The organism is Myxococcus sp. CA040A (assembly GCF_013336725.1).
GTDB lineage: Bacteria > Myxococcota > Myxococcia > Myxococcales > Myxococcaceae > Myxococcus > Myxococcus llanfairpwllgwyngyllgogerychwyrndrobwllllantysiliogogogochensis.
Genome location: NZ_JABUMR010000001.1, coordinates 364,059 through 385,902, shown reverse-complemented (window position 1 = coordinate 385,902; position 21,844 = coordinate 364,059). Strand labels below are relative to the sequence as shown.

The 21,844-nt window shown below is 69.9% G+C and carries 14 protein-coding genes; 5 read left to right on the top strand and 9 right to left on the bottom strand.

The annotated features are described in order from the left end of the window. Nucleotides 1–91 precede the first annotated feature (91 nt). The 4 genes from HUA75_RS01645 (at nucleotide 92) to HUA75_RS01630 (ending at nucleotide 9,622) form a co-directional block, all read left to right on the top strand. Nucleotides 92–1,321 carry a Glu/Leu/Phe/Val dehydrogenase gene (locus HUA75_RS01645; protein ID WP_141640722.1) on the top strand — a complete coding sequence of 410 codons (1,230 nt, stop codon included), beginning with the start codon at nucleotides 92–94 and terminating at the stop codon, nucleotides 1,319–1,321. 130 nt (nucleotides 1,322–1,451) lie between these two features. After that, nucleotides 1,452–2,669: a threonine ammonia-lyase gene (gene ilvA, locus HUA75_RS01640; protein ID WP_174464410.1), complete on the top strand. Its 1,218-nt coding sequence runs from the start codon at nucleotides 1,452–1,454 to the stop codon at nucleotides 2,667–2,669. 45 nt (nucleotides 2,670–2,714) lie between these two features. Continuing rightward, nucleotides 2,715–4,148 (top strand): peptidase MA family metallohydrolase, encoded by a 1,434-nt coding sequence (locus tag HUA75_RS01635; protein ID WP_174452934.1) that lies wholly within the window; start codon nucleotides 2,715–2,717, stop codon nucleotides 4,146–4,148. Nucleotides 4,149–4,288: 140 nt separating this feature from the next. Next, entirely contained in the window at nucleotides 4,289–9,622 is a 5,334-nt protein-coding gene (locus tag HUA75_RS01630) for a hypothetical protein (RefSeq protein WP_254627450.1), read from the top strand. A gap of 98 nt (nucleotides 9,623–9,720) precedes the next feature. Here HUA75_RS01630 and HUA75_RS01625 read toward each other — a convergent pair whose 3' ends face one another. Both HUA75_RS01625 and HUA75_RS01620 read right to left on the bottom strand, forming a co-directional pair. After that, the gene (locus tag HUA75_RS01625) at nucleotides 9,721–10,341 is read right to left on the bottom strand and encodes a YceI family protein (RefSeq protein WP_141640726.1); all 621 of its coding nucleotides are present in this window, start codon (nucleotides 10,339–10,341) and stop codon (nucleotides 9,721–9,723) included. Between the two features lie 29 nt (nucleotides 10,342–10,370). Then, nucleotides 10,371–11,240, bottom strand: a complete 870-nt coding sequence (locus HUA75_RS01620; RefSeq protein ID WP_174485363.1) for a class III extradiol ring-cleavage dioxygenase — start codon at nucleotides 11,238–11,240, stop codon at nucleotides 10,371–10,373. Nucleotides 11,241–11,383: 143 nt separating this feature from the next. On the opposite strand from HUA75_RS01620, the gene HUA75_RS01615 reads away from it, so the two are divergent. Beyond that, a complete protein-coding gene (locus HUA75_RS01615; RefSeq protein WP_141640728.1) occupies nucleotides 11,384–13,024 on the top strand; it encodes a sigma-54-dependent Fis family transcriptional regulator in 1,641 nt (546 codons plus the stop codon). Nucleotides 13,025–13,042: 18 nt separating this feature from the next. Here HUA75_RS01615 and HUA75_RS01610 read toward each other — a convergent pair whose 3' ends face one another. The 7 genes from HUA75_RS01610 to HUA75_RS01580 form a co-directional block, all read right to left on the bottom strand. Beyond that, nucleotides 13,043–13,783: a DUF1751 domain-containing protein gene (locus tag HUA75_RS01610; RefSeq protein WP_141640729.1), complete on the bottom strand. Its 741-nt coding sequence runs from the start codon at nucleotides 13,781–13,783 to the stop codon at nucleotides 13,043–13,045. A gap of 142 nt (nucleotides 13,784–13,925) precedes the next feature. Beyond that, complete coding sequence (locus HUA75_RS01605; RefSeq protein WP_141640730.1) at nucleotides 13,926–14,126, bottom strand: hypothetical protein; 201 nt, start codon at nucleotides 14,124–14,126, stop codon at nucleotides 13,926–13,928. A gap of 219 nt (nucleotides 14,127–14,345) precedes the next feature. Further along, complete coding sequence (locus HUA75_RS01600; protein ID WP_141640758.1) at nucleotides 14,346–14,561, bottom strand: hypothetical protein; 216 nt, start codon at nucleotides 14,559–14,561, stop codon at nucleotides 14,346–14,348. A 32-nt stretch (nucleotides 14,562–14,593) separates the two neighbouring features. After that, nucleotides 14,594–15,790, bottom strand: coding sequence for an acetyl-CoA C-acetyltransferase (locus HUA75_RS01595; RefSeq protein ID WP_174457510.1), 1,197 nt, complete (start codon nucleotides 15,788–15,790; stop codon nucleotides 14,594–14,596). A gap of 65 nt (nucleotides 15,791–15,855) precedes the next feature. Further along, complete coding sequence (locus HUA75_RS01590) at nucleotides 15,856–16,503, bottom strand: hypothetical protein (RefSeq protein ID WP_174485362.1); 648 nt, start codon at nucleotides 16,501–16,503, stop codon at nucleotides 15,856–15,858. An 88-nt stretch (nucleotides 16,504–16,591) separates the two neighbouring features. After that, nucleotides 16,592–17,248 carry a 2-hydroxychromene-2-carboxylate isomerase gene (locus tag HUA75_RS01585; RefSeq protein ID WP_174485361.1) on the bottom strand — a complete coding sequence of 219 codons (657 nt, stop codon included), beginning with the start codon at nucleotides 17,246–17,248 and terminating at the stop codon, nucleotides 16,592–16,594. Nucleotides 17,249–17,724: 476 nt separating this feature from the next. Then, on the bottom strand, nucleotides 17,725–21,303 hold the full coding sequence (locus HUA75_RS01580; protein WP_217445933.1) for a protein kinase: 3,579 nt from the start codon (nucleotides 21,301–21,303) through the stop codon (nucleotides 17,725–17,727). Nucleotides 21,304–21,844: the final 541 nt, after the last annotated feature.

Sequence of the window (21,844 nt, the reverse complement as noted above, 5' to 3'; positions counted from 1 at the left end):
TTTCCTATGGTAGCGCACCCCTTCTGTTAAGGTCTTTCGCGCGGGGCGGGACCGGTTGGACCCACCGCAGCCACCAGGAGCACTGCGAAACATGAGCGCCGTCGAGGGTACCAACTACTTCTTCCGCAAGGCCGCGCGGATCATGGACGTGGGCACCCCCATCGAAACGCTGCTCGCCACGCCGCTGCGCGAGGTGAAGGTCCAGGTCTCCATCGAGATGGACTCCGGCGAGATTCGCACCTTCCTGGGCTACCGGATTCAGCACGACAACAGCCGGGGCCCCATGAAGGGCGGCCTGCGCTACCACCCCGGCCTGGACCAGGACGAGTCCGCGTCGCTCGCGTCGCTGATGACGTGGAAGACGGCCGTCGTGAATGTGCCCTACGGCGGCGCCAAGGGCGGCATCGCCTGCGACCCCTCCCAGCTGAGCCTCAAGGAGCTGGAGCGGCTGACGCGCAAGTTCGTCGACCAGATTCAGGACGTCATCGGCCCCACGCGTGACATCCCCGCCCCCGACGTCAACACCAACCCCCAGGTGATGGCGTGGATCATGGACCAGTACTCGCGCTACCACGGCCACTCGCCCGCCGTCGTCACGGGCAAGCCGCTGGAGCTCTACGGCTCCAAGGGCCGCGAGGCGGCCACCGGGCGCGGCCTGCTGTACGTGTGCCGCGAAATCCTCAGGGATTTGGGCCTGCCGGTGAAGGGCACGCGCTTCGCGATTCAGGGCTTCGGCAACGTGGGCAGCCACACCGCGCAGTTGCTGTGGGAAGACGGCGGCGTGGTGGTCGCCGTGTCGGACGTGCTGGGCGGCGTGCGCAACCCGCAGGGCCTGGACGTCCCGTCCCTCTTCGAGCACGTCAAGCGCACCGGCACGGTGACGGGCTTCGGTGGCGGCACGGCGTGTAGCAATGAGGACGTGCTCGGGGCGGACTGCGAGGTCCTCATCCCCGCGGCGCTCGGCCACGTGCTCACCCGCGACAACGCGAACGCGGTGCGCGCGCGCCTCATCATCGAGGGCGCCAACGGCCCCACCCAGCCGGAAGCGGACGAAATCTTCGAGAAGCGCGGCATCTTCGTGGTGCCGGACGTGCTCGCCAGCTCCGGTGGCGTCACGGTGAGCTACTTCGAGTGGGTGCAGAACCTCCAGCACCTGTCCTGGGAAGAGGACCGCGTCAACGCGGAGCTGGAGAAGACGATGAAGGAGGCCTACGAGCGCGTGGCGCAGATTGCCCGCTCGCGAAAGGTCTCCATGCGGACGGCGGCCTACATCCTCGCCATCGGCCGGGTGGGCAAGGCCACCGTGCTGCGCGGCATCTGACGCGCGCGGGCGTGCCCGTCCGTCCTCCCGCCGGGCGAGCCTGCCGCATCGCGGCAACCCGGGAGGGCGGGCACTCCGGTGCCGACTGTCCCTTCCGCCCGGGGCGCGCTTCCGCTACACGCGCACGCTCATGGTCACCCTCCAGGACATCCTCGCCGCGCGGGAGCGTCTGCGCGACGCCATCCGCCCCACGCCCTGCCCCGCCTCGGACTACTTCACCGAGCGGACGGAGTGCGCGGCGGTGTACTTCAAGCTGGAGAACCTCCAGCGCACGGGCGCCTTCAAGGAGCGCGGCGCGCTCAACAAGCTGCTGACGCTGACGCCGGAGGAGAGAAAGCGCGGGGTCATCGCCGCGTCCGCCGGCAACCACGCGCAGGGGGTCGCCTACCACGCGCGTCGGCTGGGGGTGAAGGCCACCATCGTCATGCCGGAGCGCACGCCGCTCATCAAGGTGTCGCGCACGCGGGACGAGTACGGCGCGCGCGTGGTGCTCAAGGGCTCCAACTATGACGAGGCCTACGCGGAGGCGCTGCGAATCCAGCAGGAGGAAGGGCTCGTCTTCGTGCACCCGTTCAATGACGCGCATGTCATCGCGGGCCAGGGGACGCTGGGGCTGGAGCTCCTGGAGCAGTGGCCGGACGTGGAGGTGGTGCTGGTGCCCATTGGCGGAGGCGGGCTCATCTCCGGCGTGGCGTGCGCGCTGAAGGAGAGCAAGCCGGGCATCATTGTGGTGGGAGTGCAGACGTCCACCATCGACAGCATGAAGGCGTCGATTGAAGCCGGGAAGCTGGTGGAGCTGCCCGCCGCGGGGACCACCATCGCGGATGGCATCGCCGTGAAGAAGGTGGGGGAGCTCACCTTCCCCATGGTGCGCAAGTACGTGGACGCGGTGGTGTCGGTGGACGAGGAGGAGATCGCCGCCGCCATCCTCACGCTGCTGGAGCAGGAGAAGAGCGTGGTGGAGGGCGCGGGCGCGGTGGGCGTGGCGGCGGTGCTCAATGGCCGCGTCCCCCAGGCCAAGGGCAAGCGCACCGCCATCATCCTGAGCGGCGGCAACATCGACATGAACGTCATCAGCCGCATCATCGAGCGCGGACTGGTGAAGGCCGGACGCCTGGTCCAGCTCGAGGTGCGGCTGCCGGACAGGCCTGGGATGCTCGCGCGGCTGACCTCGCGCATCGCCGACCTGAGGGCCAACGTGGTGGACCTCCACCACGAGCGCGCCTTCTCGAAGGCGGGGCTGGGCGAGGCCATGGTGGAGGTGACGCTGGAGACGACGGGCCCGGCCCACATCCGCGAGCTGGAGCAAGCCCTGGAGGAGCTGGGCTGGCAGGTGGCCCGCAAGTAGCTGGGGTCTTGCGCGCACGCGGCGGGGCTCGGCCATACTGGGGACATGCGTTTCCTGTTCGTCGCGCTCCTGCTCGCCACCACGCCGCAAACGCCCGCCCAGAAGGCGAAAGAACTCTCCGGACAGAAGTCCTGGGAGGAGCTGTACCTGGCCTTCGCGTCAGGGGATGCGAAGGCGGTTCCGGCGGAGCAGCGGGCCACGGTCTCCGGCGCGCTGGTCAAGGGCTGCCAGGCGCTGATGAAGGACGACACGGTGATGGCGTACTCGATGGGAGAGCGCGCCATCCTGTACGAGGAGTCCGCGCCGGCCATCCGCTGCCTGGCGAGCGCCGCGCGCAAGACGGAGCAGCGGGCAGCGGCCGAGTCCGCCCTGGTGAAGGGCGTGACGCTCTTCCCCAAGGACGGGAGCTTCCCGCTGGAGCTCGGCAAGCTGCTGCTGGAGGAGCAGGACTTCGTGGGCGCCCAGGCGGCGTTCGAGAAGGTGCCTCCCCGCGCGAAGGAGTCGGCCGAGGCCAAACGACTGCTCCAGAAGGCCCGCCAGCAGACACTTCAGGAAGACGCGGCCCGGTCCGAGGCCACGCGCATCTCCCGGCGCCTTGGAAGTTCCGCCCCTCAGCCCGGGCAGACACGTCCCGCGAGCGCGATGGGGGGCGAGGAGGCCTCCGTCGTGTCACTGGAGACGCGGCCGGGGATGAGCATCCGGGGGCCCAAGCTCGGCTTCGAGTCCGGGGTGGACGCCAGGGGCATGCGGGTGCGTTCCAACAGCCGGTTCGTCATCAGCTACTTCAACAATGATCGCGACTTCGGCCAACGCGCTGACTACGAGGGGCACATCGTCGAGATTCTCAGCGATGCCTACCACTTCACCCGAGGCGTCCTGGGCGAGGCACGCGAGACCCCCGTGTCCGTCGTGCTCTACACCGGCCAGGAGTTCGCGACGGCCTTCGGTCCGCGCGTGGCGAGGGTCGTGGCTGGGAAGTATTTCGAGAACGCCATCGCCATCAACAACGCCAAGGAGCTGACGAAGGAGACCAAGGCCACCATCATCCACGAGTACGTCCATGCCACGGTCGCCGACATCTGCGGAGGGGGCGACGGCGACATGGTCCGCCTTCCCCTCTGGTACAACGAGGGGCTTTCCATGTTCGTGGAGTGGAAGTACCTGGACGTCCCGGGCCCCGACCTGGAGATGGTGGATCAGATGCGGACGGTGCTCGCCGACCCAGCCCTGTCCCTCATCAGCGTCAAGCAGATGATGAAGGTCTCCCCGATCAACACCCCCAGCGCGACCATGGCGTATGCCATCTCCGGAATGGCGGTCCAGGAGCTGATGCGCCGGGAGGGCGCCCACCGCCTGCTGACCCTCACCCGGGATGTGTGCAAGCGGCAGGTGCCCTTCGAGGCGGCGCTGAAGACCCACTACGGAATGACCCTGGAAGACCTCGATTCGGAGATCGAGAAGATCGTCCGGCAGAGGTAGCGGCCGGGCAAGCTTGGTCCATTTGGTTTACCCCTCCCCGGGAGTCTCCTACACTCGCAGCCCCCCCATTTGCGCTGCGACGGTAACCGGGCAGTCCGCCGTCCGCAGCAAGGTGACGGATGTCGGACACGCGTGCAGCAATGAGAGAATTTCGCTTCCTCGACGAGAAGCGGAAGCTGGGCAGCCTGTCTCCCGTGGAGGAGGCGCGCTGGGGAGAGCTGCGTGGCCTCCTCGGCATCCAGGACACCCCCGCGTCCGACGCCTCCACCTGGCAGCAGCAGGAGGCGGCGCCCCAGGGCTACTACGCCGCTGATGGCCAGTGGTACGCCTACCCCGCTGGCTACGAGCAGCAGCCCCAGGGCTACTACGGCGCCGACGGCCAGTGGTACGCCTACCCCGCTGGCTACGAGCAGCAGCCCCAGGGCTACTACGGCGCCGACGGCCAGTGGTACGCCTACCCCGCCCAGGGCTACGACCCGAACCAGGGTTACGATCCGAATCAGGGTTACGCGCAGCCGGGCTACGACCCGAATCAGGCCTACGACCCGAACCAGGCCTACGCGCAGCAGCAGGGTTACGACCCGAATCAGGCCTACGCGCAGCAGGGCTACGATCCGAATCAGGCCTACGCGCAGCAGCAAGGCTACGACCCGAACCAGGGTTACGCACAGCAGGGCTACGACCCGAACCAGGCCTACGCGCAGCAGCAGGGTTACGATCCGAATCAGGCCTACGCGCAGCAGCAGGGGCATGATCCGAACCAGGGCTGGCCCGCCGCCGAGTCTCAAGAGGCCCAGGCCACCGACCCCGCGCAGCAGTCCTACTACGCGGGCTACGAGCAGCCGGCCCAGGCCCCCTACACGCCTGCCGCCCCGGAGCCGGAGAACCTGGCCCTCAGCGCGGACGACATCGACATCCCCGCCCTGAGTGAGCCGGCCCCGTGGATGGCCCCGAGTCCCACGCCCCCTGCTGGCGCGCCGACCGTGGCCACGTCCGACGCCTCGTCGTTCGAGGACGTGCTGGAGGTCTCGGAAACGGATGTGCCCACCACGGACGCGTTCGAGGACGCCACCGACGACCTCGAGAGCGGACAGCCGCCGCTGAGCCACCAGGACGTCGCGCCGAGCGAGGCATCACAGCTGGCCGCGGAAGAGGACTTCGGAGAGCTCGACACGCAGGTGGAGCAGGCCGCTCCGCGACGTGAGCCGGAGACCTCGCTCGAGTCGTCCTTCGCCGACCTCTCCCTGGAGGTCGAATCGGCCGAGGAGCCCTCGACGTCCTCCCTCCTCGCGGCACAGCCTTCCGAGGAAACGACGCTCACCGCCTCCGAGTCCGAGGTGGAGGTTCCCTCCTCGGAGGTCGAACTGCTCGACGCGACAGCGGACAGCGAGCCGATGCTGGCCGAGGAACAGGCCCCTTCGTCCCTCGACGAAGCCTGGGCCTCCGCGCCCCTGGCCGTGGACCCGATGGAGTCGTCCGCGACGGACCTCGCCGACGCCAATGACGTCATCGACGTCGGGGCGATGGAGAACGCCGAGCCCATGTCGCTCGACTCGAGCGATGTGACGGAGGAGCTTTCGGCGAGCGACGCTGCCGCGCACGACGCGGGAGCGGACCTGGACTTCGCCGCCCAGGACACGGGCATCTTGAGCGACTCGGCCTACGAGTCGTCCGAGGACCCTGGCGTGGGCGAGTCCACCTTCGCGCCGCGGGATGCAGGCACCGAGGATTCCACGGCGGCGGCTCACGATGCCGCTGGCGCGGAGATTTCGCTCGATGCGTCCGACATGCTCGAGCCCGCTTCGGCGGAAGAGTTCGCGGCATCGGCTCCGGAGTCGCATGCCGGGGAGCTGTCTCTCGACGCGACTTCAAGCAGCTGGGACGCCTCGCCGTCGGTAGAGAGCGCACAGGGAGACTCCGACGTCGCCACTTCGCCCGCCGTCGAGGAGATTGCGCTCGATGGCGGTGATGTGAGCACCGAAGGAGCGTCCGAGGACTTCCTCTCCGCCGAGCCGGTGAGCACCGAGGAAGTGAGCGCCACACCCTTCGAGGAGACGGCGGCTCAGGGTGAGCCCCCTACCTTCGAGGTGGGGGACCTTGGCGTGGAGGCGGAAGCCTCGTCTGCCGTGGAGTCGCCCTTCAGCACGGACACGGTGCCTTCACTGGAGCTTCGCGCTGTGCAGGTCGGGCCCGATCTCCAGGCCGACACCATCGCGGTCGACACCGACGCGGCGACCGACTTCACGGGGACAGCGGCGTCGCTCAGTGCTGCGGCTTCGCAGGATGGATTCGACCTGAGCGGCAATCCCGAGGAGGCCGTGCCTCTCGCGAGCGCTGGCGAGTTCCTCGAGCCTGGGCAGTTCTCGACCTCGGATGAGCGAGGACTGGACCTTCCGGCCGACGCTTCCGGCGAGGGCGAATGGGGCACTCAGTCGGGTGACCTGGAGCCCCTGGCGAGCAGCGCGAGCCTCGCTTCGGAGCATGTCGGGGCGACGGAAGAGGGCGCGCCCATCGAGCTGCAACCCGAGTGGGTGTCCTCCGACGCGTCCACGGGGGACTCCGCCACGGCGAGTTCCGAGGGCATCGAGCTCCAATCCGAGTGGGCTGCCGCATCCACCGAGGCCGAGCAAGGCCATGCCGAGCAGGCCTGGGCAGCGCCGACGGAACTCGCGCCCGAGGCCGCTCAGTCGGAGTGGTCGACGACCGAGGCACAGCCCGAGTGGGCCGCGACGGAGGAACTCCCCGCCGACGCCGTCCAGACCGAGTGGTCCGCGGAGACCACGGGCGAGGCTACGTCCAACGCCACGCAGCAGTGGTCCGCGGAGTCCACGGGTGAGCCGGTTGCCACGGCCCAGCCTGATTGGGCGGCCACGACCGAAGAGCTTGCACCCGACGCCGTCCAGGCCGAATGGGCCACGACGGAGACTCCGGGAGAGCACGCCGCCTCGACGGAAGCACAGCCCGAGTGGGCCGCGACGGAGGAGCTCCCCGCCGACGCTGTCCAGACCGACTGGTCCACCACCACGGGCGAGGTAGCCACCGCCACCGCGCAGCCTGAGTGGGCCGCGACGGAGGAACTCCCCGCCGACGCGGTCCAGGCTGAGTGGGCCACCACGGACGCAGCCGGCACTCCCGCGTCGCAGTCCGAGTGGGCCTCCACGGAAGAACTCCCCGCCGACGCGGTCCAGACCGACTGGTCCGCCACCACGGGCGACGCAGCCACCGCCACCGCTCAGCCCGAGTGGGCCACCCCAGAGGAACTCCCCGCCGACGCGGTCCAGACCGAGTGGGCCACCTCCACTGGCGAAGCCGCCCCTGCGCAGCCCGAATGGGCCACGACGGAAGAACTCCCCGCCGACGCGGTCCAGACGGAGTGGGCCACCACGGACGCAACCGGCACTCCCGCGCCGCAGCCCGAGTGGGCCACGACGGAAGAGCTCCCCGCCGACGCAGTCCAGGCCGAGTGGTCCACCACGGACGCAACCGGCACTCCCGCGCCGCAGCCCGAGTGGGCCACGACGGAAGAGCTCCCCGCCGACGCAGTCCAGGCCGAGTGGTCCACCTCTCCTGGCGAAGCCACCCCTGCTCAGCCTGAGTGGGTCGCGACGGAGGAACTCCCCGCCGACGCAGTCCAGACAGAGTGGTCCGCAGCCACCGGCGACGCAGCAGTTGCCACCGCGCAGCCCGAGTGGGCCGCCACGACGGAAGAGATTGCGCCCGAAGCGGTGCAGACCGAGTGGACCACCTCCACGGGCGAAGCACCCACCGCCACCGCACAGCCCGAGTGGGCCGCCACGGAAGAGCTCCCCGCCGACGCGGTCCAGACCGAATGGTCCGCGTCCACGGGTGACACCGCCACCGCCACCGCGCAGCCTGAATGGGCCGCGATGGAGGAGCTAGCTCCCGACGCTGTTCAATCAGAGTGGTCCGCGGAGTCCACAGGCGAGCCGGTTGCCACGGCCCAGCCTGAGTGGGCGGCCACGACCGAAGAGCTCGCACCCGACGCCGTCCAGGCCGAATGGGCCACGACGGAGACTCCGGGAGAGCACGCCGCCTCGACGGAAGCACAAGCCGAGTGGGCCGCGACGGAGGAACTCCCCGCCGACGCCGTCCAGACCGACTGGTCTGCATCCACGGGCGAGGTAGCCACCGCCACCGCTCAGCCTGAGTGGGCCGCGACGGAGGAACTCCCCGCCGACGCCGTCCAGGCTGAGTGGGCCACCACGGACGCAGCCGGCACTCCCGCGTCGCAGTCCGAGTGGGCCTCCACGGAAGAACTCCCCGCCGACGCGGTCCAGGCCGAGTGGTCTGAAACCCCGGAGGAAGTGGCCCCCGCGCAGGCCGAGTGGTCCGCGCCCGGCACGCAACCCTCGTCCGCCTGGAACACGGCCGAAGCCGCTCCCGTCGAACTCCAACCCGAGTGGGTCTCAGCGGAGCCCGAGCCCACCGCCGAGTGGTCCGAGCAGCAGCCCGTCCCCCAGTCCGAGTGGAGCGGCTCTCCCGACTCCGGCACTCCGACCTCGACGTGGGACAGTGAGCAAACCGCCCACGAAGGCCACTACGCCGAGGCCGCCGCCCAACAGACCGAGTGGAGCAACGCGTCCGTCGACGTGGAGCCCATGGTCGAGCTGTCCTCCGAGGACGCGCTCCCCACCGAGCAGGTCCAAACCGAGGACGCCTCCTGGTCCGAGGAGTCCCCTCCCCCGGCCACCACGCCTTGGCAGGCCCAGGACGCGCATCCGTTCGGCGCCCCGGTGAACGACTTCTCCTCCTCCGAGTCCGGCCTCGACACGCCGCCCGCGCCCCTCGAAGAGGAGGAGGTCCCCGTCGAACTCGAGCAGGACCTCGCCGAAATCGAACTGGTGGAAGAGGCCGTCGAACCGCCCGAGGACACGCCTCCACTCGCCGCCACCGCCGTGGCCGCGGCGGCGCTGAGCTCCGCGCTCAGAAGCCCCGCACCGGCCCAGCCGAATCCCTACACGGCCAGCCCGCTCCCCGCCGCGAGGGCCTCCGCGTCCCTGGCCGAGCGCACGCAGACACTCGCCGCCTCACGGGAGCCGCTCTTCGCGGTCACCCCGCCGATGCACACCGAGCCCATCACCTCGTTCATCGAAGGTGAGCATCGCGTCATCATCCACACCGTCGAAGGACAGGTGAAGCGCGGCACCATCCGCGACGCGGACCTGCTCGATGAGGTCATCTCCCTGGAGCAGCAGAGCGGCTACGCGCCGGAGCAGATTCCCGGCAAGCGCGTGAAGGCCATCTTCTTCATGCTCGCCGCGGGCGCGCGTCAGCCCCAGGCCGAGGGCCAGAAGATTCGCGTCACCTTCAACGACGGACGCCAGGTCGCCGGCTTCTCGCAGGACTTCAAGGGAACGACACCCGGCTTCTTCGTCGTCCCCGCGGACCAGCGCACCAACACCGCCCGCATCTTCATCTACCGCTCCAGCGTGCAGGCCGTCGCCGAGGGCTGAGCGCCACTGCAGGCACGCGGCACATCCTGAAACGACAGAGGGGCCCCCACCACCGTGGGAGCCCCTCTTTCATTCAGCGTCGATGAACGAAGCGACGACTACTTCTTCGCCGGGGCAGGAGCCGCGGCGTCCGCCTTCTTCGTCAGGGCCAGGTCCAGGTTCACGGTGACTTCCTCACCGACCGCCACGCCGCCCGTCTCCAGCGCCTGGTTGTAGGTCAGGCCGAAGTCCTTGCGGTTCAGCTTCGTGGTGGCCTCCACGCCCGTGCGGGTGTTGCCCCAGGGGTCCTTCGACTCCTTCGTCGGGCCCGTGACGTCCAGGACGACGGGCTTGGTGACGCCGTGCATGGTCAGGTTGCCGGTGACCTTCAGCTTGCCCTCGCCCGCCTTCTCCACCTTCGTGGACTTGAAGGTGATGGTCGGGAACTTCGCCGTGTCGAAGAAGTCCGGCGCCTTCAGGTGCTCATCGCGCTTGGCGTTGTTCGTGTTGATGGTCGTCGCGTCGATGGTGGCCTCGACGGTGGACTTGGTGATGTCCTTGTCGTCCAGGTTGATGGTGCCCTTCACGTTGCCGAAGGAGCCCTTCACGTTCGTCACCATCATGTGCTTCACGGAGAACTCGGCGCCGGAGTGGGCCGTGTCAACGTCCCACGTGGAAGCCAGGGCGAGGGACGGCAGGGCCACCAGCAGGGCAATCGCGCTCTTCAGGGTCGTCTTCATAGGGGTGTGCTCCTCGATGAACTACGGGTTCAGGCGCGCAGCGCGAAGCTGCGCATGGACAAGGTTCCGTGATGGAAGCCCTCGAAAACTGAAGTGAGACGGTCTTCGGGGAGGGCCGCTCCGAGGACGAAGTACAGCGGCAACAAATGCTCGGCTCTCGGATGCGCGAGCCTCGCATTTGGTGCATCCAACCATGACTGGAGGCCCACGAAATCCCGCGCCTCCAGCTTCTGCGCCACCCAGGTGTCGAAGGACTGCGCCCACGGCTCCGGGGACGCATCCTTCTGATGGAAATTCACACGGCGCAGGTTGTGGACGATGCCACCACTTCCCATCAACAGCACGCCTTCGGCGCGCAGCGGGCGCAACGCCTCGCCCATCTTCGCCACGTCCGCCGCGCTCGCGCCCAGCGGCATCGACACCTGCACCACCGGCAACGTTGCTTGTGGAAACGTATGAAGCAGCGGTACCCACGCACCGTGGTCCAGGCCGCGCTCCATATCCGCGACGGCCTTCAGCCCCGCCGCGCCCAACCGGGCCACCACGTCGGAGGCCACGTCCGGCGCGCCCGGCGCCGCGTACCGCAGCCGGTACAGCGCCTCCGGAAAGCCAGAGAAGTCATAGACGAGCGGAGGCTTCGCGCTCGCGGTGACGCGCACCTCGCCCGGCGTCTCCCAGTGCGCGGACACCACGACGACGGCCCGCGCCGTCGCCACGCCGTCGCCAAAGGTCTTCAGCGCGCGCGGATACGCATCCGCGTCCAACGCCACCATGGGCGAGCCGTGCGACACGAAGAGCGCGGCAGCCCGTCCGCCCTTCGAGCCAGCGCCCAGGACGCCCGCCACGCCGGCCGCCGCCGCGCCCTGCAAGACCTCCCGCCTGTCCAGTCCGTCTCCCATGATGGGGGCCTTCTACTGCAACCCCAGGACCAGGGCCCAGCTCATTCCAACCCCTTGAAATAACGACCTCTCAACATCCTTGCGTGCGCGGAGCCTCTCAAAACGATAGAGAGAGACATCACTTTGGAAGGGAGCGGGACACCGTGGCGGGGCCATTCGACGCGTTGGAGCTGGGGGAGCTGCTGTCCTTCGAGCCGGGGGGCGGACTCATCCACTTCGCGGGGCAGCGGGTGCTCCTCATGGACCCGGTGGCGCTGGGGCTGTTGCGCAAGGAGCTGGTGGAGCTGATGGGGGTGACGGCCGCGCGCGGCATCTTCACGCGGCTGGGCTACGCGCACGGCTGGCGCACCGCGGAGGCGATGAAGGGCGCGGTGCCGTGGAAGGACGAGTCGCTGTGGCGCCGCGCGGGCGGACGGCTGCACACGCTGCAAGGGCAGGTGCGGGTGGAGCGCGTGGAGCGCAAGCCCGAGGAGGGCCCGGAGCCCTTCGCCGAGGCGCAGTGGCGCGACTCGTATGAAGCCGAGCAGCACCTGCTGCACCTGGGCCGCGCGGACCATCCAGTGTGCTGGAGCCTCACCGGCTTCGCGTCCGGCTACATGAGCTACGTCAACGGGCGGGAAATCTACTGCACGGAGGTGCGCTGCGTGGGCCAGGGGGACGCGGCGTGCCACATCGTCGGCCGTCCTTCCGAGGAGTGGAGCACCGAGTGCAAGGAGGTGCTGCGCTTCTATGAGACGCAGTGCATGGAGGGCGTGCTGGGCCAGGTGACGGACGCGCTGAAGCAGGCCGAGCGCAAGCTGCGCGCGAAGCGGCAGTCGCTGGCGCGCGCGGGCGTGACGGAGGACCCGGCGGGCATGGTGGCGCGCGCGGAGGCCATGCTGCGCGTCATCAACCTGGGGCGCCGCGCGGCGAAGGTGGACTCCACGGTGCTCGTCACCGGAGAGAGCGGCGTGGGCAAGGAGCGCATCGCCCGCCTCATCCACGACGAGTCCACGCGCGCGCACAAGGCCTTCATCGCCGTCAACTGCGCGGCCGTCACGGAGAGCCTGCTGGAGAGTGAGCTGTTCGGCCATGCGCGCGGCGCCTTCACCGGCGCGACGAACGACAGGCCCGGACTCTTCGAGGCCGCGCACGGCGGCACCCTCTTCCTGGACGAGGTGGGCGAGGTGCCGGCCTCCATGCAGGCCAAGCTTTTGCGCGCGCTCCAGGAGAAGGAAGTCCGGCGCGTGGGCGAGAACACCAGCCGCAAGGTGGACGTGCGCGTGGTGGCCGCCACCAACCGCGACTTGAGCGAGGAGGTGCGCACGGGCCGCTTCCGCCAGGACCTCTACTACCGCCTGCGCGTCATCGAGCTGCGCATCCCTCCGCTGCGCGAGCGGCGCGAGGACATCCTGCCCCTGGCCCGGCTGCTGCTCGCCGAGGCCGCGGAGCGACTGGGCCGCAAGGTGTCCGGACTCGCGCCCGACGCGGCGGACCAGCTCCTGCGCTACGACTGGCCGGGCAACGTGCGCGAGCTGGGCAACGCGCTGGAGCGCGCGGTGGCCCTGTGCGAGGGCAGCCGCGTGGAGCGCGATGACCTGCCCGAGGAAGTGCGCGCCGCGCCGCCCAGCCTCATCCCCGCCGGCAACCCGCGCCGGCTCGAGGACATGGAGAAGGACTACATCCTAGCGGTGCTGGCGCAGAACGCGGGCAACCGGGCGCGCACCGCCGAGCAGCTCGACATCGGCGTGGCCACGCTCTACCGGAAGCTGAAGCAGTACGGCCACCCGGAGGCGGCCCACTGAGGCACGGCACGACGGGGGTCAGTTGAGGAACTGATCCCGGTCCGGCCGGTCCTTGTCCTTGGGCACCACGTTCAGGTGCTTGGACCTGCCTCGCAGCTGACGCTGCAGGCGCCAGTGCTGGAAGTGCAGCATGAACCGCTTGGGGCTGGCGCCGCGCACGTAGGCGAACACCAGCACCATCGCGATGACGTGCGGCAGCTGGCTGGCCAGGCCCGCCGTGAGGATGCGCAGCACGACGAAGCCCGCGCCAATGCCGGCGAACGCGTTGCCCGACAGCGGGATGCCCCAGAAGTTCGTCTGCCCCCGGCCCATCGACAAGCCGTAGGCGACCCAGAGCACCGTGCCCATCACCCAGCCGCCCTGGTACCCCATGGGCAGCGGCATGAAGAGGCCCACCACGCCGAGCACGTAGCCCGCGAGCGCCGTGCAGCCCACCGCCACCATGAGCAGCCGCTTCGAGCCCCAGGAGCTCTCCAGCGAGCCGCCAATGCTCCACAGCAGCAGCGCTCCGAAGAGGATGCTGATGGGCTCGCTCTCGATGAAGCCGTAGGTGAGCGGCTGCCAGAGGAAGAGGTTGCCGAAGACGGTGTTGGGCGACAGCAGCAGCAACACGCCCTGCGTGGACCCCTGGTAGCGCAGCAGCAGGTACAGGACGGACCCCGCGACCAACCCCACCGCCAGCTTGGACGACATGGACTCCAGACCGGGCAGGCCCCAGCCTCCGCCACCCCTGCCGCCGAAGCTGCGCATCGGTCGCATTCAATCCTCCACTACGGGCTCAACAGCCGACCAAAGGTGGTGGAACCCTCTCCGCTTCGCAACCCCAAACGACGAAGGGCGCCCCACCCGGTCCCGGGAGAGCGCCCTCGCACATCGACTCCGCGCGTTGCTGGCCGACGAGTCAGGCCTTCGCGCGGTAGAAAATCGTGATGGTCAGACAGTGGAACTCCTTGTCCGAGGACTGGGTCACCACCTTGTCCACCACGTCGACGTTGTTCAAATTCTCCTTGAGCCACTTGGTGATGTTCTCACCCATGTTCTCGCGATCACGCGCGAGCGTGGTGGAGAACACCTTGACTCCCGTGAAGCTCGTAACGCCCATTCCGACCCTCGTCTCAAGTCTCAAGCTGAGATTCTGGACGTTTACCCCGAGACGATTCCGCTATCAAGAAACGGGCCCGATTTACCGGCCTCGGGCGAATTTGGGCCACCCAGGCCCGGCCCCACGTCCAGGGGCACATCTCCCACAGTCGCGCAGCCGACACCGGCGCTTTGCGGGCCAGGAGCCTCGCGCGTCCACTGACGCGAGGCCCCAGGAAGTTCACCGCCCCGCGGCGGCCCTGCGGCTCTGGCAGGAGACCTCGTCCTTGCAGGCCGGGCCAATGCCTTCCGGGTGGGCGGTGAGCGGCGTCTTGTCGCTCTCCTCCACGCCGCACACCACGCACTTGCGCTTGCGGTTGCGGCGCTCCGCGCGGCGCTGCTCGGCGATGGCCTTGGCCCGCTCACGGGCCGTCTTCGCGTCCACCTCGTTGCTCATCTCGCGTCCCGGTTGGAAGTCGTGTGCAGGCATCAGAGCGCCTCGACCAGCACCGCGATGCCCTGGCCGCCGCCAATGCAGGCGGAGCCGATACCATAGCGTCCACCACGGCGCTTGAGCTCATAGACGAGCGTGGTGGTGATGCGCGCGCCAGAAGCGCCCAGCGGGTGCCCCACGGCGATGGCGCCGCCATTGACGTTGGTCTGCTCGCGCGGCAGGCCCAGCTCCTTCTCCACCGCCAGGTACTGCGGCGCGAAGGCCTCGTTCACCTCGAACAGGTCCACGTCGGCGAGCTTCGCCTGCGCGCGCTCCAGCAACTGGCGGATGGCGGGCGCGGGACCGATACCCATCACCTTGGGGTCACACCCGGACACGCCCCAGTTCACCAGCCGGGCGATGGGCTTCAGGCCGTGCTTCTCCACGAAGCTCCGCGTGGCCATCACCATGCTGCCCGCGCCGTCGCAGATGCCGCTGGCGGCGCCCGCGTGCACCACGCCGTCCTTCTTGAAGACCTTGGGCAGCTTGCGCAGCCCCTCCACCGTCGTCTCCGGACGGTTGTGCTCGTCCCTGGCGAAGACGGTGTCGCCCTTCTTGCCCTTGAGCGTCACGGGCGCGATTTCGTCCTGGAAGCGGCCCGCCTCCTGGGCTGCGGCGAAGCGCTTCTGGGTGAGCACCGCGTACTCGTCCACCTGCTCCTGCGTGAGCGAGTAGTCCATCGCGAGCTGCTCGGCCGTCATGGCCATGGGCTGGCCGGTGTAGCTGTCCGTCAGCGCCGTCCAGAGCATGTCCTCCAGGTTGCCCTTGCCCAGGGGCAGGCCCCAGCGCGCGCCCCGGATGACGTGGGGCGCCTGGCTCATGGACTCGGTGCCACCGGCGAGCACGCAGCTCGCCTGCTCGGTGAGCATCAGCTCCGCGGCGGTGGTGAAGGCCTGGAAGCCGGAGCCACACAGCCGGTTGACGCCCAGCGCGGGCACGGCGATGGGCACGCCCGTGCGCAGGCCCACGTGGCGGGGCAGATAGATGGCATCCGCGCTCGTCTGCACCACGTTGCCGTACACGACGTGCTGCACGAGCTCCGGGGACACCTTCGCCTGGGCGAAGGCGGCCTTCGCCGATTCCACGGCGAGGTCGGTGGCGCTGAGGTCCTTCAGGCTGCCGCCATAGGTCCCGAACGGGGTGCGCTTGCCGGAAAGAAAGAAGATTTCCTCGGTCTTGGACACGCTCTTCATGGTGCTCGTCTACCTACTCTCAAGGGGCGCGCGGTGCACGCGCGCAGTGACGGGGTGGCGGGGATTCAGGACGCGCGCCGCCCCAGGAAGGCACTGGCGACGATGGCAAGCGCCATCACCGTCCACAACAGCCCTTGCAGGTTCTGCCGACGTATCTCCTTCCGGCCGAGCCCGCGGTACCAGGAACGCCCGGCCTCCACCCGACCTTCCCAGGAGAAGTCCCCGGTGGGCGTGACGCCCTCCATGCGGCGCAGGTGGGCGCGCAGCAGGCGCTCGGGCGAAGCGTCCGCCAGTGAACCGCTCCGGTACACCCCGGGGACGTCCAGGGCGGGGCGGCGATAACCGGCGGTGATGACGAAGCCTTCCGGCGCCAGGGGGGTGAGGAAGTAGAGCCGGGGCTCGCCGTCCGGGGTCTGGTAGATGGTGGCGAAGACCCGCTCGACGGGGTGTGCCCAGTCGTAGGAGAGCGTGGCCTTCCGCAGGCGGGGCTTCTCCTCGTGACTGCCGAGCGCCACGAAGCCCAGGCCCTGGAGCTGGATGGCCAGTTGGGCCAGCTCCAAGGGGATGTCCATCTGGTCGGCCGGGGCCTCCGGCTCCACGCGGACGCTGTGGGGGAACAGGAAGAGGATGGCGCGCCAGAAGTTGAGCGCCAGCAGGACGATGGCGAGCACGAGGCCAGCGACGACGATGCCCAGCTCGGCGAGAACGTTCATGCGGTGAGCACCTGGGAACGTGGCGGGCGACCAGCGGCCCATCCACCCGGGGCACCCTAGCGGAAACCGGCGCTCCCAGGGCCCCCCTTCAGCGTCGGGACGCGGTGGCCGGCAAATCCTTCCACCGGGCCAGGTCCACCGACGCCAGCGGGTCCTCGCCCCGGAGGAAGCGCTCCAGGTGGCCCAGCGAGTCCACGCCGAAGAACAGCTCCCCGTCCGCGAAGATGGTGGGCACGCCGAACGCGCCCGCGGCGATGGCCTCGTCCGTGTTCCGGCGCACGCGGTCCTTGATGTCCTGCCGCTGGGCGGCGGCGAGCAGCGTGGGGGCGTCCAGCCCGGCGGCCTGGATGGCCACCGCCACCTGCTCGGGCGACTCGGCGCCCTTCCCTCCGCCCCAGACCTCCGCGTAGAGGGCGGACACCAGCCGGCTCCGGGCCTCCAGGTCGTCCACCGCGGCCGTCACGCGTAGGGAGAGCAGCGGGACGAAGGGGTGCGTGGGGGGTGGGCCAAAGGGTACGCCCAGCTCGTGAGCGATGCGGAAGGTGTGCTTGAAGACGTAGCCACGCTTGGCGGGAACCTCCGCCGGGCCGATGTTGCCGGTGGCGTTGAGCACGGCGGCGAGCAGCACCGGCACGGGCTCCACCACGCGACCATGGCGGGCGGCGAGCGCGGGCATGCGCGTCCACGCGAGATAGGCGTAGGGAGACAGATAGTCGAAACAGAAGCGCAGGGGTGCGAGGGCCATGGGCGGAACTCTAACGCCCTCGCGCACCGCGTTCTCGGGGGAGCTTGGCGGAAAGAGCGACTGCTCGAGTGCGCCTCGGGGTCCCCGAACACCTCACGCATGGGGGAGGGCTCACGCACCAACGCGGGAGTTCCCTCAGGCACACCGTGTCGCCTCCGCGCTGAAGCGCGCTCGAAGGCGACGTCGCCTCGACCCGCGTTCAGGCGCTCTGCCGGGACTCCGCGCTCCGCTGGAGCGCCCCTCGCAGCGACGTCGCCTCGCACCACGTTCAGGCGCTCTGCCGGGACTCCGCGCTCCGCTGGAGCGCTCCTCGCAGCGGCGTCGCCTCGACCCGCGCTCAGGGCGCTCTGCCGGGACTCCGCGCTCCGCTGGAGCGCTCCTCGCAGCGACGTCGCCTCGACCCACGTTCAGGCGCTCTGCCGGGACTCCGCGCTTCGCTGGAGCGCCCCTCGCAGCGACGTCGCCTCGACCCGCGTTCAGGCGCTCTGCCGGGACTCCGCGCTCCGCTGGAGCGCTCCTCGCAGCGACGTCGCCTGCGCGAGCAGGTTGGACGCCCGCGCCTCCGTGAAGGCCGATTCCGCCGCCTCCAGCTCCACGACGGCCGCGTCCGCGGACACCGCACGCTCCGCGAGCGCCAGATGCACGAGCCCCACCTGCAGCACGTTGCCCGTCAGCTCCGCCAGCGCCAGCGCGCGACGCAGGTGCGTGAACCCTTCCTCGCCCGGCAGCAGCACGGCCATCGCGCGCCGCGCCAGCACTTCATCCCAGGGATTCGCCAGCACCGGGTCCACCGCGCGGGAGAGCGCCGTCTGTGCCGCCTCGCGCGCGGCCTCCAGGTTCCCCTGCTCCCGCTCGAAGCGGGACTGGTAGACGCGCAGCAGCGTCTCCATCCGGATGCCACCCTCGCGCGCCGAGCTCAGGGCCCGGGGCAACGACTGACGCACCGCCGCCGCGTCCTCGAAGAGCACGTCCCGACACGCCTGATACGTCTGCACGTGGCACTGCAACCACCGGTCCTCCGGGAGCACCCGCGCCAGCGACTCCGCGCGCGCCACCACGGCGGCCACATGCTCGTGCTCGCCGCGCTCCAGGTAGTAGGGCGGCGTGAAGATGGCCAGGTTGCGCTCCATCAACCGGGGGTTGCCCAGCCTGCGCACCAGGTCCGTCTTCTCGGTGAAGGCCGGGACGAAGGCCGCGCCGTCTCCCGTGAACGCCGCGCGAGTCACCACGGAGAACAGGTGGAACGCGCGCACGTCGGTGAAGCCGTGGGCCTCCGCCACCGCGTAGCCGTCCCGCGTCGCCTGGGCGTCCAGCGGCTCGCCACGCAACGCGAGGTTCATGTTCATCATGTAGCCGCCCATGCCCAGCGCCCACGCCAGGCGCCTCGGCAGCCGGCCCATCACCTCGCGCATCCCCCGCAGCCGGGCGAGCTGCTCGAACTGCGCCTCCACCACGCCCGCCGAGCGCCCCGTGTACGCGCTGAGCACCGCCGGCGCCAGCAACGCGCCCGCACGATACGGCGACACCTCGGGCTGCTCCGCCCGCACGCGCTCCAGCAGCACGTCCAGGTCCTTCGTGCGCCCGACGATGGCCAGCGCCATGGCCTGGAGGATGCGCAGCTCCGCCTGCTTCCAGAAGATGTCCTCGGGCGACGATTGTGCGTCCGCCGCGCGCTCACGGAACAACTCACGCAGTCGCGCGGGCCTTTCGTCCTCCGGCGCCGCGCACGCCGCGTCCAACTGCGCCAGCGCGAGCCTCCGGCCCTCCACCAGGTCCACCGTCGCCGCCCAGTGCGCGAAGAGCTTTTCCGAGAAGGCCAGGGAGCTGGGCGGGTCGCTCGCGTAGCCCACCTCCACCAGCGTCACCCAGATGCGCAACAGCAGCCGGTCGCGTCCAGGGAAGTCCGGCGCGGCCTCCAGCAGCGTGGACGCCTCCTTCAACAGCAGCGTCGCCTCCAGCAGCGCCTGCGCCTCCATGGCCGCGCGGCCCGCGTCCAGCAACGGACCAATGGCCAGCTCCGGCTCCGACGAGCGCAGGTAGTGCCAGCCCACCGTGCGGGACAGGTCCGGCCGCTGCGAGTAGAGCGTCTGGAGCGCCAGCGCCACCCGCGCATGCGCGGCCCGCCGCTCGTCGTCCTGGGTGCTGTCGTAGATGGCCTGGTGCACGGTGTCGTGCGTGAAGACGTACCGGCCCTCTTCCTCCTGGAGGAACTGCCGCTCGACGATGCCGTCCAGGACGGCGAACAGCTCCGACTCCGGCAGCTCCGCCAGCGCCCGCACCATGGGCAGCTCCAGGCTCCGTCCCGCCGGAGCCAACCTGCGCAACAGCGACACCTGCTCCACGGGCGCGGACGACAACCGCTCCAGCACCACGGCCTGGATGCTCTCCGGCAGGGGCCGGGTGTCCAGCCCCGCCTCCGCCGTCCACCGGCCGCCCACGCGCGTCAGCGCGCCCTCCTCCACCAGCGCGCGCAGACACTCGGTGGCGAAGAAGGCGTTGCCCCCCGTCGTCTCGTGCAGCCGCGCGACGAAGCCCGCGGGGACCTGCAGGCCCGGCAGCGCCAGGCCCACCAGCGTGCCCACGTGCTCGGCGGCCAGCGGCTCCAGGTCCATGCGCCAGGTGAGCTTCTCGTCCACCGTCTGGAACGCCAGGCTCAGCCGGCTCAGCTCTCCCGAGCGGAACGTGCCCACCACCATGCCGCGCGTGCCCTGCAGCGCGCGAATCAGCACGTTGAGCACCTCCAGCGAGGCGGTGTCCGCCCAGTGGAGGTCCTCGAAGCACAGCACGAACGTCATCCGCTTGCCGAGCGCCTGGACCCACTCCGCCAGCGCGCCGAAGAACCCCAGCTTCTCCTCGCCGGGCACCTGCGCCACGCCCGCGGACTCCGCCGACGACAGCGAGGGCAACAGCCGAGACAGGCGCGGGGACAGCCGCTCCATCACCTCCGTCGGCGTGTGTGGCATCAGCGCGCGCAGCGCCTGGGCAATCGGCGTCAGCGGCGCCTGCCCCTCCGCGCGACACTGTCCCCGGCCAAAGGGCAGCTCCGCGAGCTTCGCCTGCAGCTCGAACTCCTGGAGCAGCCGCGTCTTGCCCACGCCCGCGGGCGCGCCCAGGAGCACCGCGCGCGACTGTCCCCAGTCCGCCTCCGCCAGCCCGTTCATCAGCGCCTCCAGCTCCGCCGCGCGCCCGACGACCTCCGGCACGTGCAGGTAGCTGGAGCGCGCCGACAGGGGCTCCTCCGGCATCGGCTCACCGCTGGCGTGGCAGAGCGCCTCCATCAGCTCGCTCGCGTCCTGGAAGCGCTCGCGCGGGTCCTTCGCCAGCAACAGCAGGATGATTTCCTCCAGCTGCGGGTCCACCGGACACAGCGTGGAGGGACGGGGCGGCGGCCGCGTCAGGTGGTCCGCCAACAGCGCCGCCGGGGTGTTGCGCTTGAAGGGCAGCCGGCGCGTCACCAGGTAGTACGCCATGACGCCCAGCGAGTAGAGGTCCGCGCGCCCGTCGATGCTCGCGCCGCGCTGCCACTCGGGGGCCAGGTACTCGAGCGTGCCCTTGAGCTTGCCGGGGCTCGGGGTGCCCAACTGGTGCATCACCCCGAAGTCCATCAGCTTCACCGCGCCGGAGCGGGTGATGCGCACGTTGCTCGCCTTGATGTCGCAGTGCACGTACAGGCGCGAGTGGATGAACGCGAGCACCTGCGCCATCTGCAGCAGGACCCGGTACAGCGTGCGCGTGTCCAGCGGCGCCTCGCGCGCCAGCGTGCTCAGGTCCTGCCCGTCCACCACCTCCATCGTGATGAAGCGGTTGCCGGCCTCCGTCATGCCCCAGTCGAACACCTTCAACGTGCCCGGGTGCTGGAGCTTCTTCATCGCGAAGAACTCGTGCCGGAACATCAGCACCAGCTCCTCCGTCTTCCCCGCCGTCAGCCCCGCGGGGACCTGCATCTCCTTGAGCGCCACCCTGCGCTTCTCGTGCAGGTCCTCCGCCAGCCAGATGCGGCCCATGCCGCCTTCACCGAGCAGTCCCTCCACCCGGTAGCGCCCCGTCACCACCATCCCCACTTCCAGCGAGCGGCGCGCTCCGGCCGCGTCTCCTGGCAGGGTGACGGGCGTGCGGATGCGGTCCCCCCAGGAGCTCGGAGGAGGGCTGCGCTCGTCAAGGACGGTTGTCTTCTCTTCGTCGCTCACGAAGGCGGGACCGGAAGGTCGGCAGAATCCAGAAGTCGATGGAATATCACGTTTCCATGTATCGGACACACTCCGTTGGAACGGAGGAAACCCCTTTCCTCCGCCGTCCGAACCAGGCCGCCTGATATTCGCCAACACGAGTCCAGCGCACCGTCAGTTCCGCGCGCCCGTCGGACAGGCGACACCCACACGACGCGCGGGCATGAAGCATGGTGGCCACGCATCCAATCCCCGCGCCCTCCGGGCTACCCATGGGAACACGTGCGCGCGGAGCGGGGCGAGGCGTGCACGTCCGAGCAGGTCCCCGCGCGCGAGCGGTTCCCAGGCTCCGACCTGGAGGCATCCCGACGTGGACTGGTGAAGCTTCGCCACCCGGGGAGTTGCCCTCGACGCACCGCCCCGGGAGCAC

What these genes read in the sequence shown, in the direction of transcription:
- HUA75_RS01645 (WP_141640722.1), top strand. Translation starts at nt 92, where the DNA reads ATGAGCGCCGTCGAGGGTACCAACTACTTCTTCCGCAAGGCCGCGCGG.
- HUA75_RS01590 (WP_174485362.1), bottom strand. Translation starts at nt 16,503, where the DNA reads ATGAACGTTCTCGCCGAGCTGGGCATCGTCGTCGCTGGCCTCGTGCTC.
- HUA75_RS01580 (WP_217445933.1), bottom strand. Translation starts at nt 21,303, where the DNA reads ATGGTGGTGACGGGGCGCTACCGGGTGGAGGGACTGCTCGGTGAAGGC.
- HUA75_RS01605 (WP_141640730.1), bottom strand. Translation starts at nt 14,126, where the DNA reads ATGGGCGTTACGAGCTTCACGGGAGTCAAGGTGTTCTCCACCACGCTC.
- HUA75_RS01610 (WP_141640729.1), bottom strand. Translation starts at nt 13,783, where the DNA reads ATGCGACCGATGCGCAGCTTCGGCGGCAGGGGTGGCGGAGGCTGGGGC.
- HUA75_RS01620 (WP_174485363.1), bottom strand. Translation starts at nt 11,240, where the DNA reads ATGGGAGACGGACTGGACAGGCGGGAGGTCTTGCAGGGCGCGGCGGCG.
- HUA75_RS01635 (WP_174452934.1), top strand. Translation starts at nt 2,715, where the DNA reads ATGCGTTTCCTGTTCGTCGCGCTCCTGCTCGCCACCACGCCGCAAACG.
- HUA75_RS01630 (WP_254627450.1), top strand. Translation starts at nt 4,289, where the DNA reads ATGAGAGAATTTCGCTTCCTCGACGAGAAGCGGAAGCTGGGCAGCCTG.
- HUA75_RS01625 (WP_141640726.1), bottom strand. Translation starts at nt 10,341, where the DNA reads ATGAAGACGACCCTGAAGAGCGCGATTGCCCTGCTGGTGGCCCTGCCG.
- HUA75_RS01585 (WP_174485361.1), bottom strand. Translation starts at nt 17,248, where the DNA reads ATGGCCCTCGCACCCCTGCGCTTCTGTTTCGACTATCTGTCTCCCTAC.
- ilvA (WP_174464410.1), top strand. Translation starts at nt 1,452, where the DNA reads ATGGTCACCCTCCAGGACATCCTCGCCGCGCGGGAGCGTCTGCGCGAC.
- HUA75_RS01595 (WP_174457510.1), bottom strand. Translation starts at nt 15,790, where the DNA reads ATGAAGAGCGTGTCCAAGACCGAGGAAATCTTCTTTCTTTCCGGCAAG.
- HUA75_RS01600 (WP_141640758.1), bottom strand. Translation starts at nt 14,561, where the DNA reads ATGAGCAACGAGGTGGACGCGAAGACGGCCCGTGAGCGGGCCAAGGCC.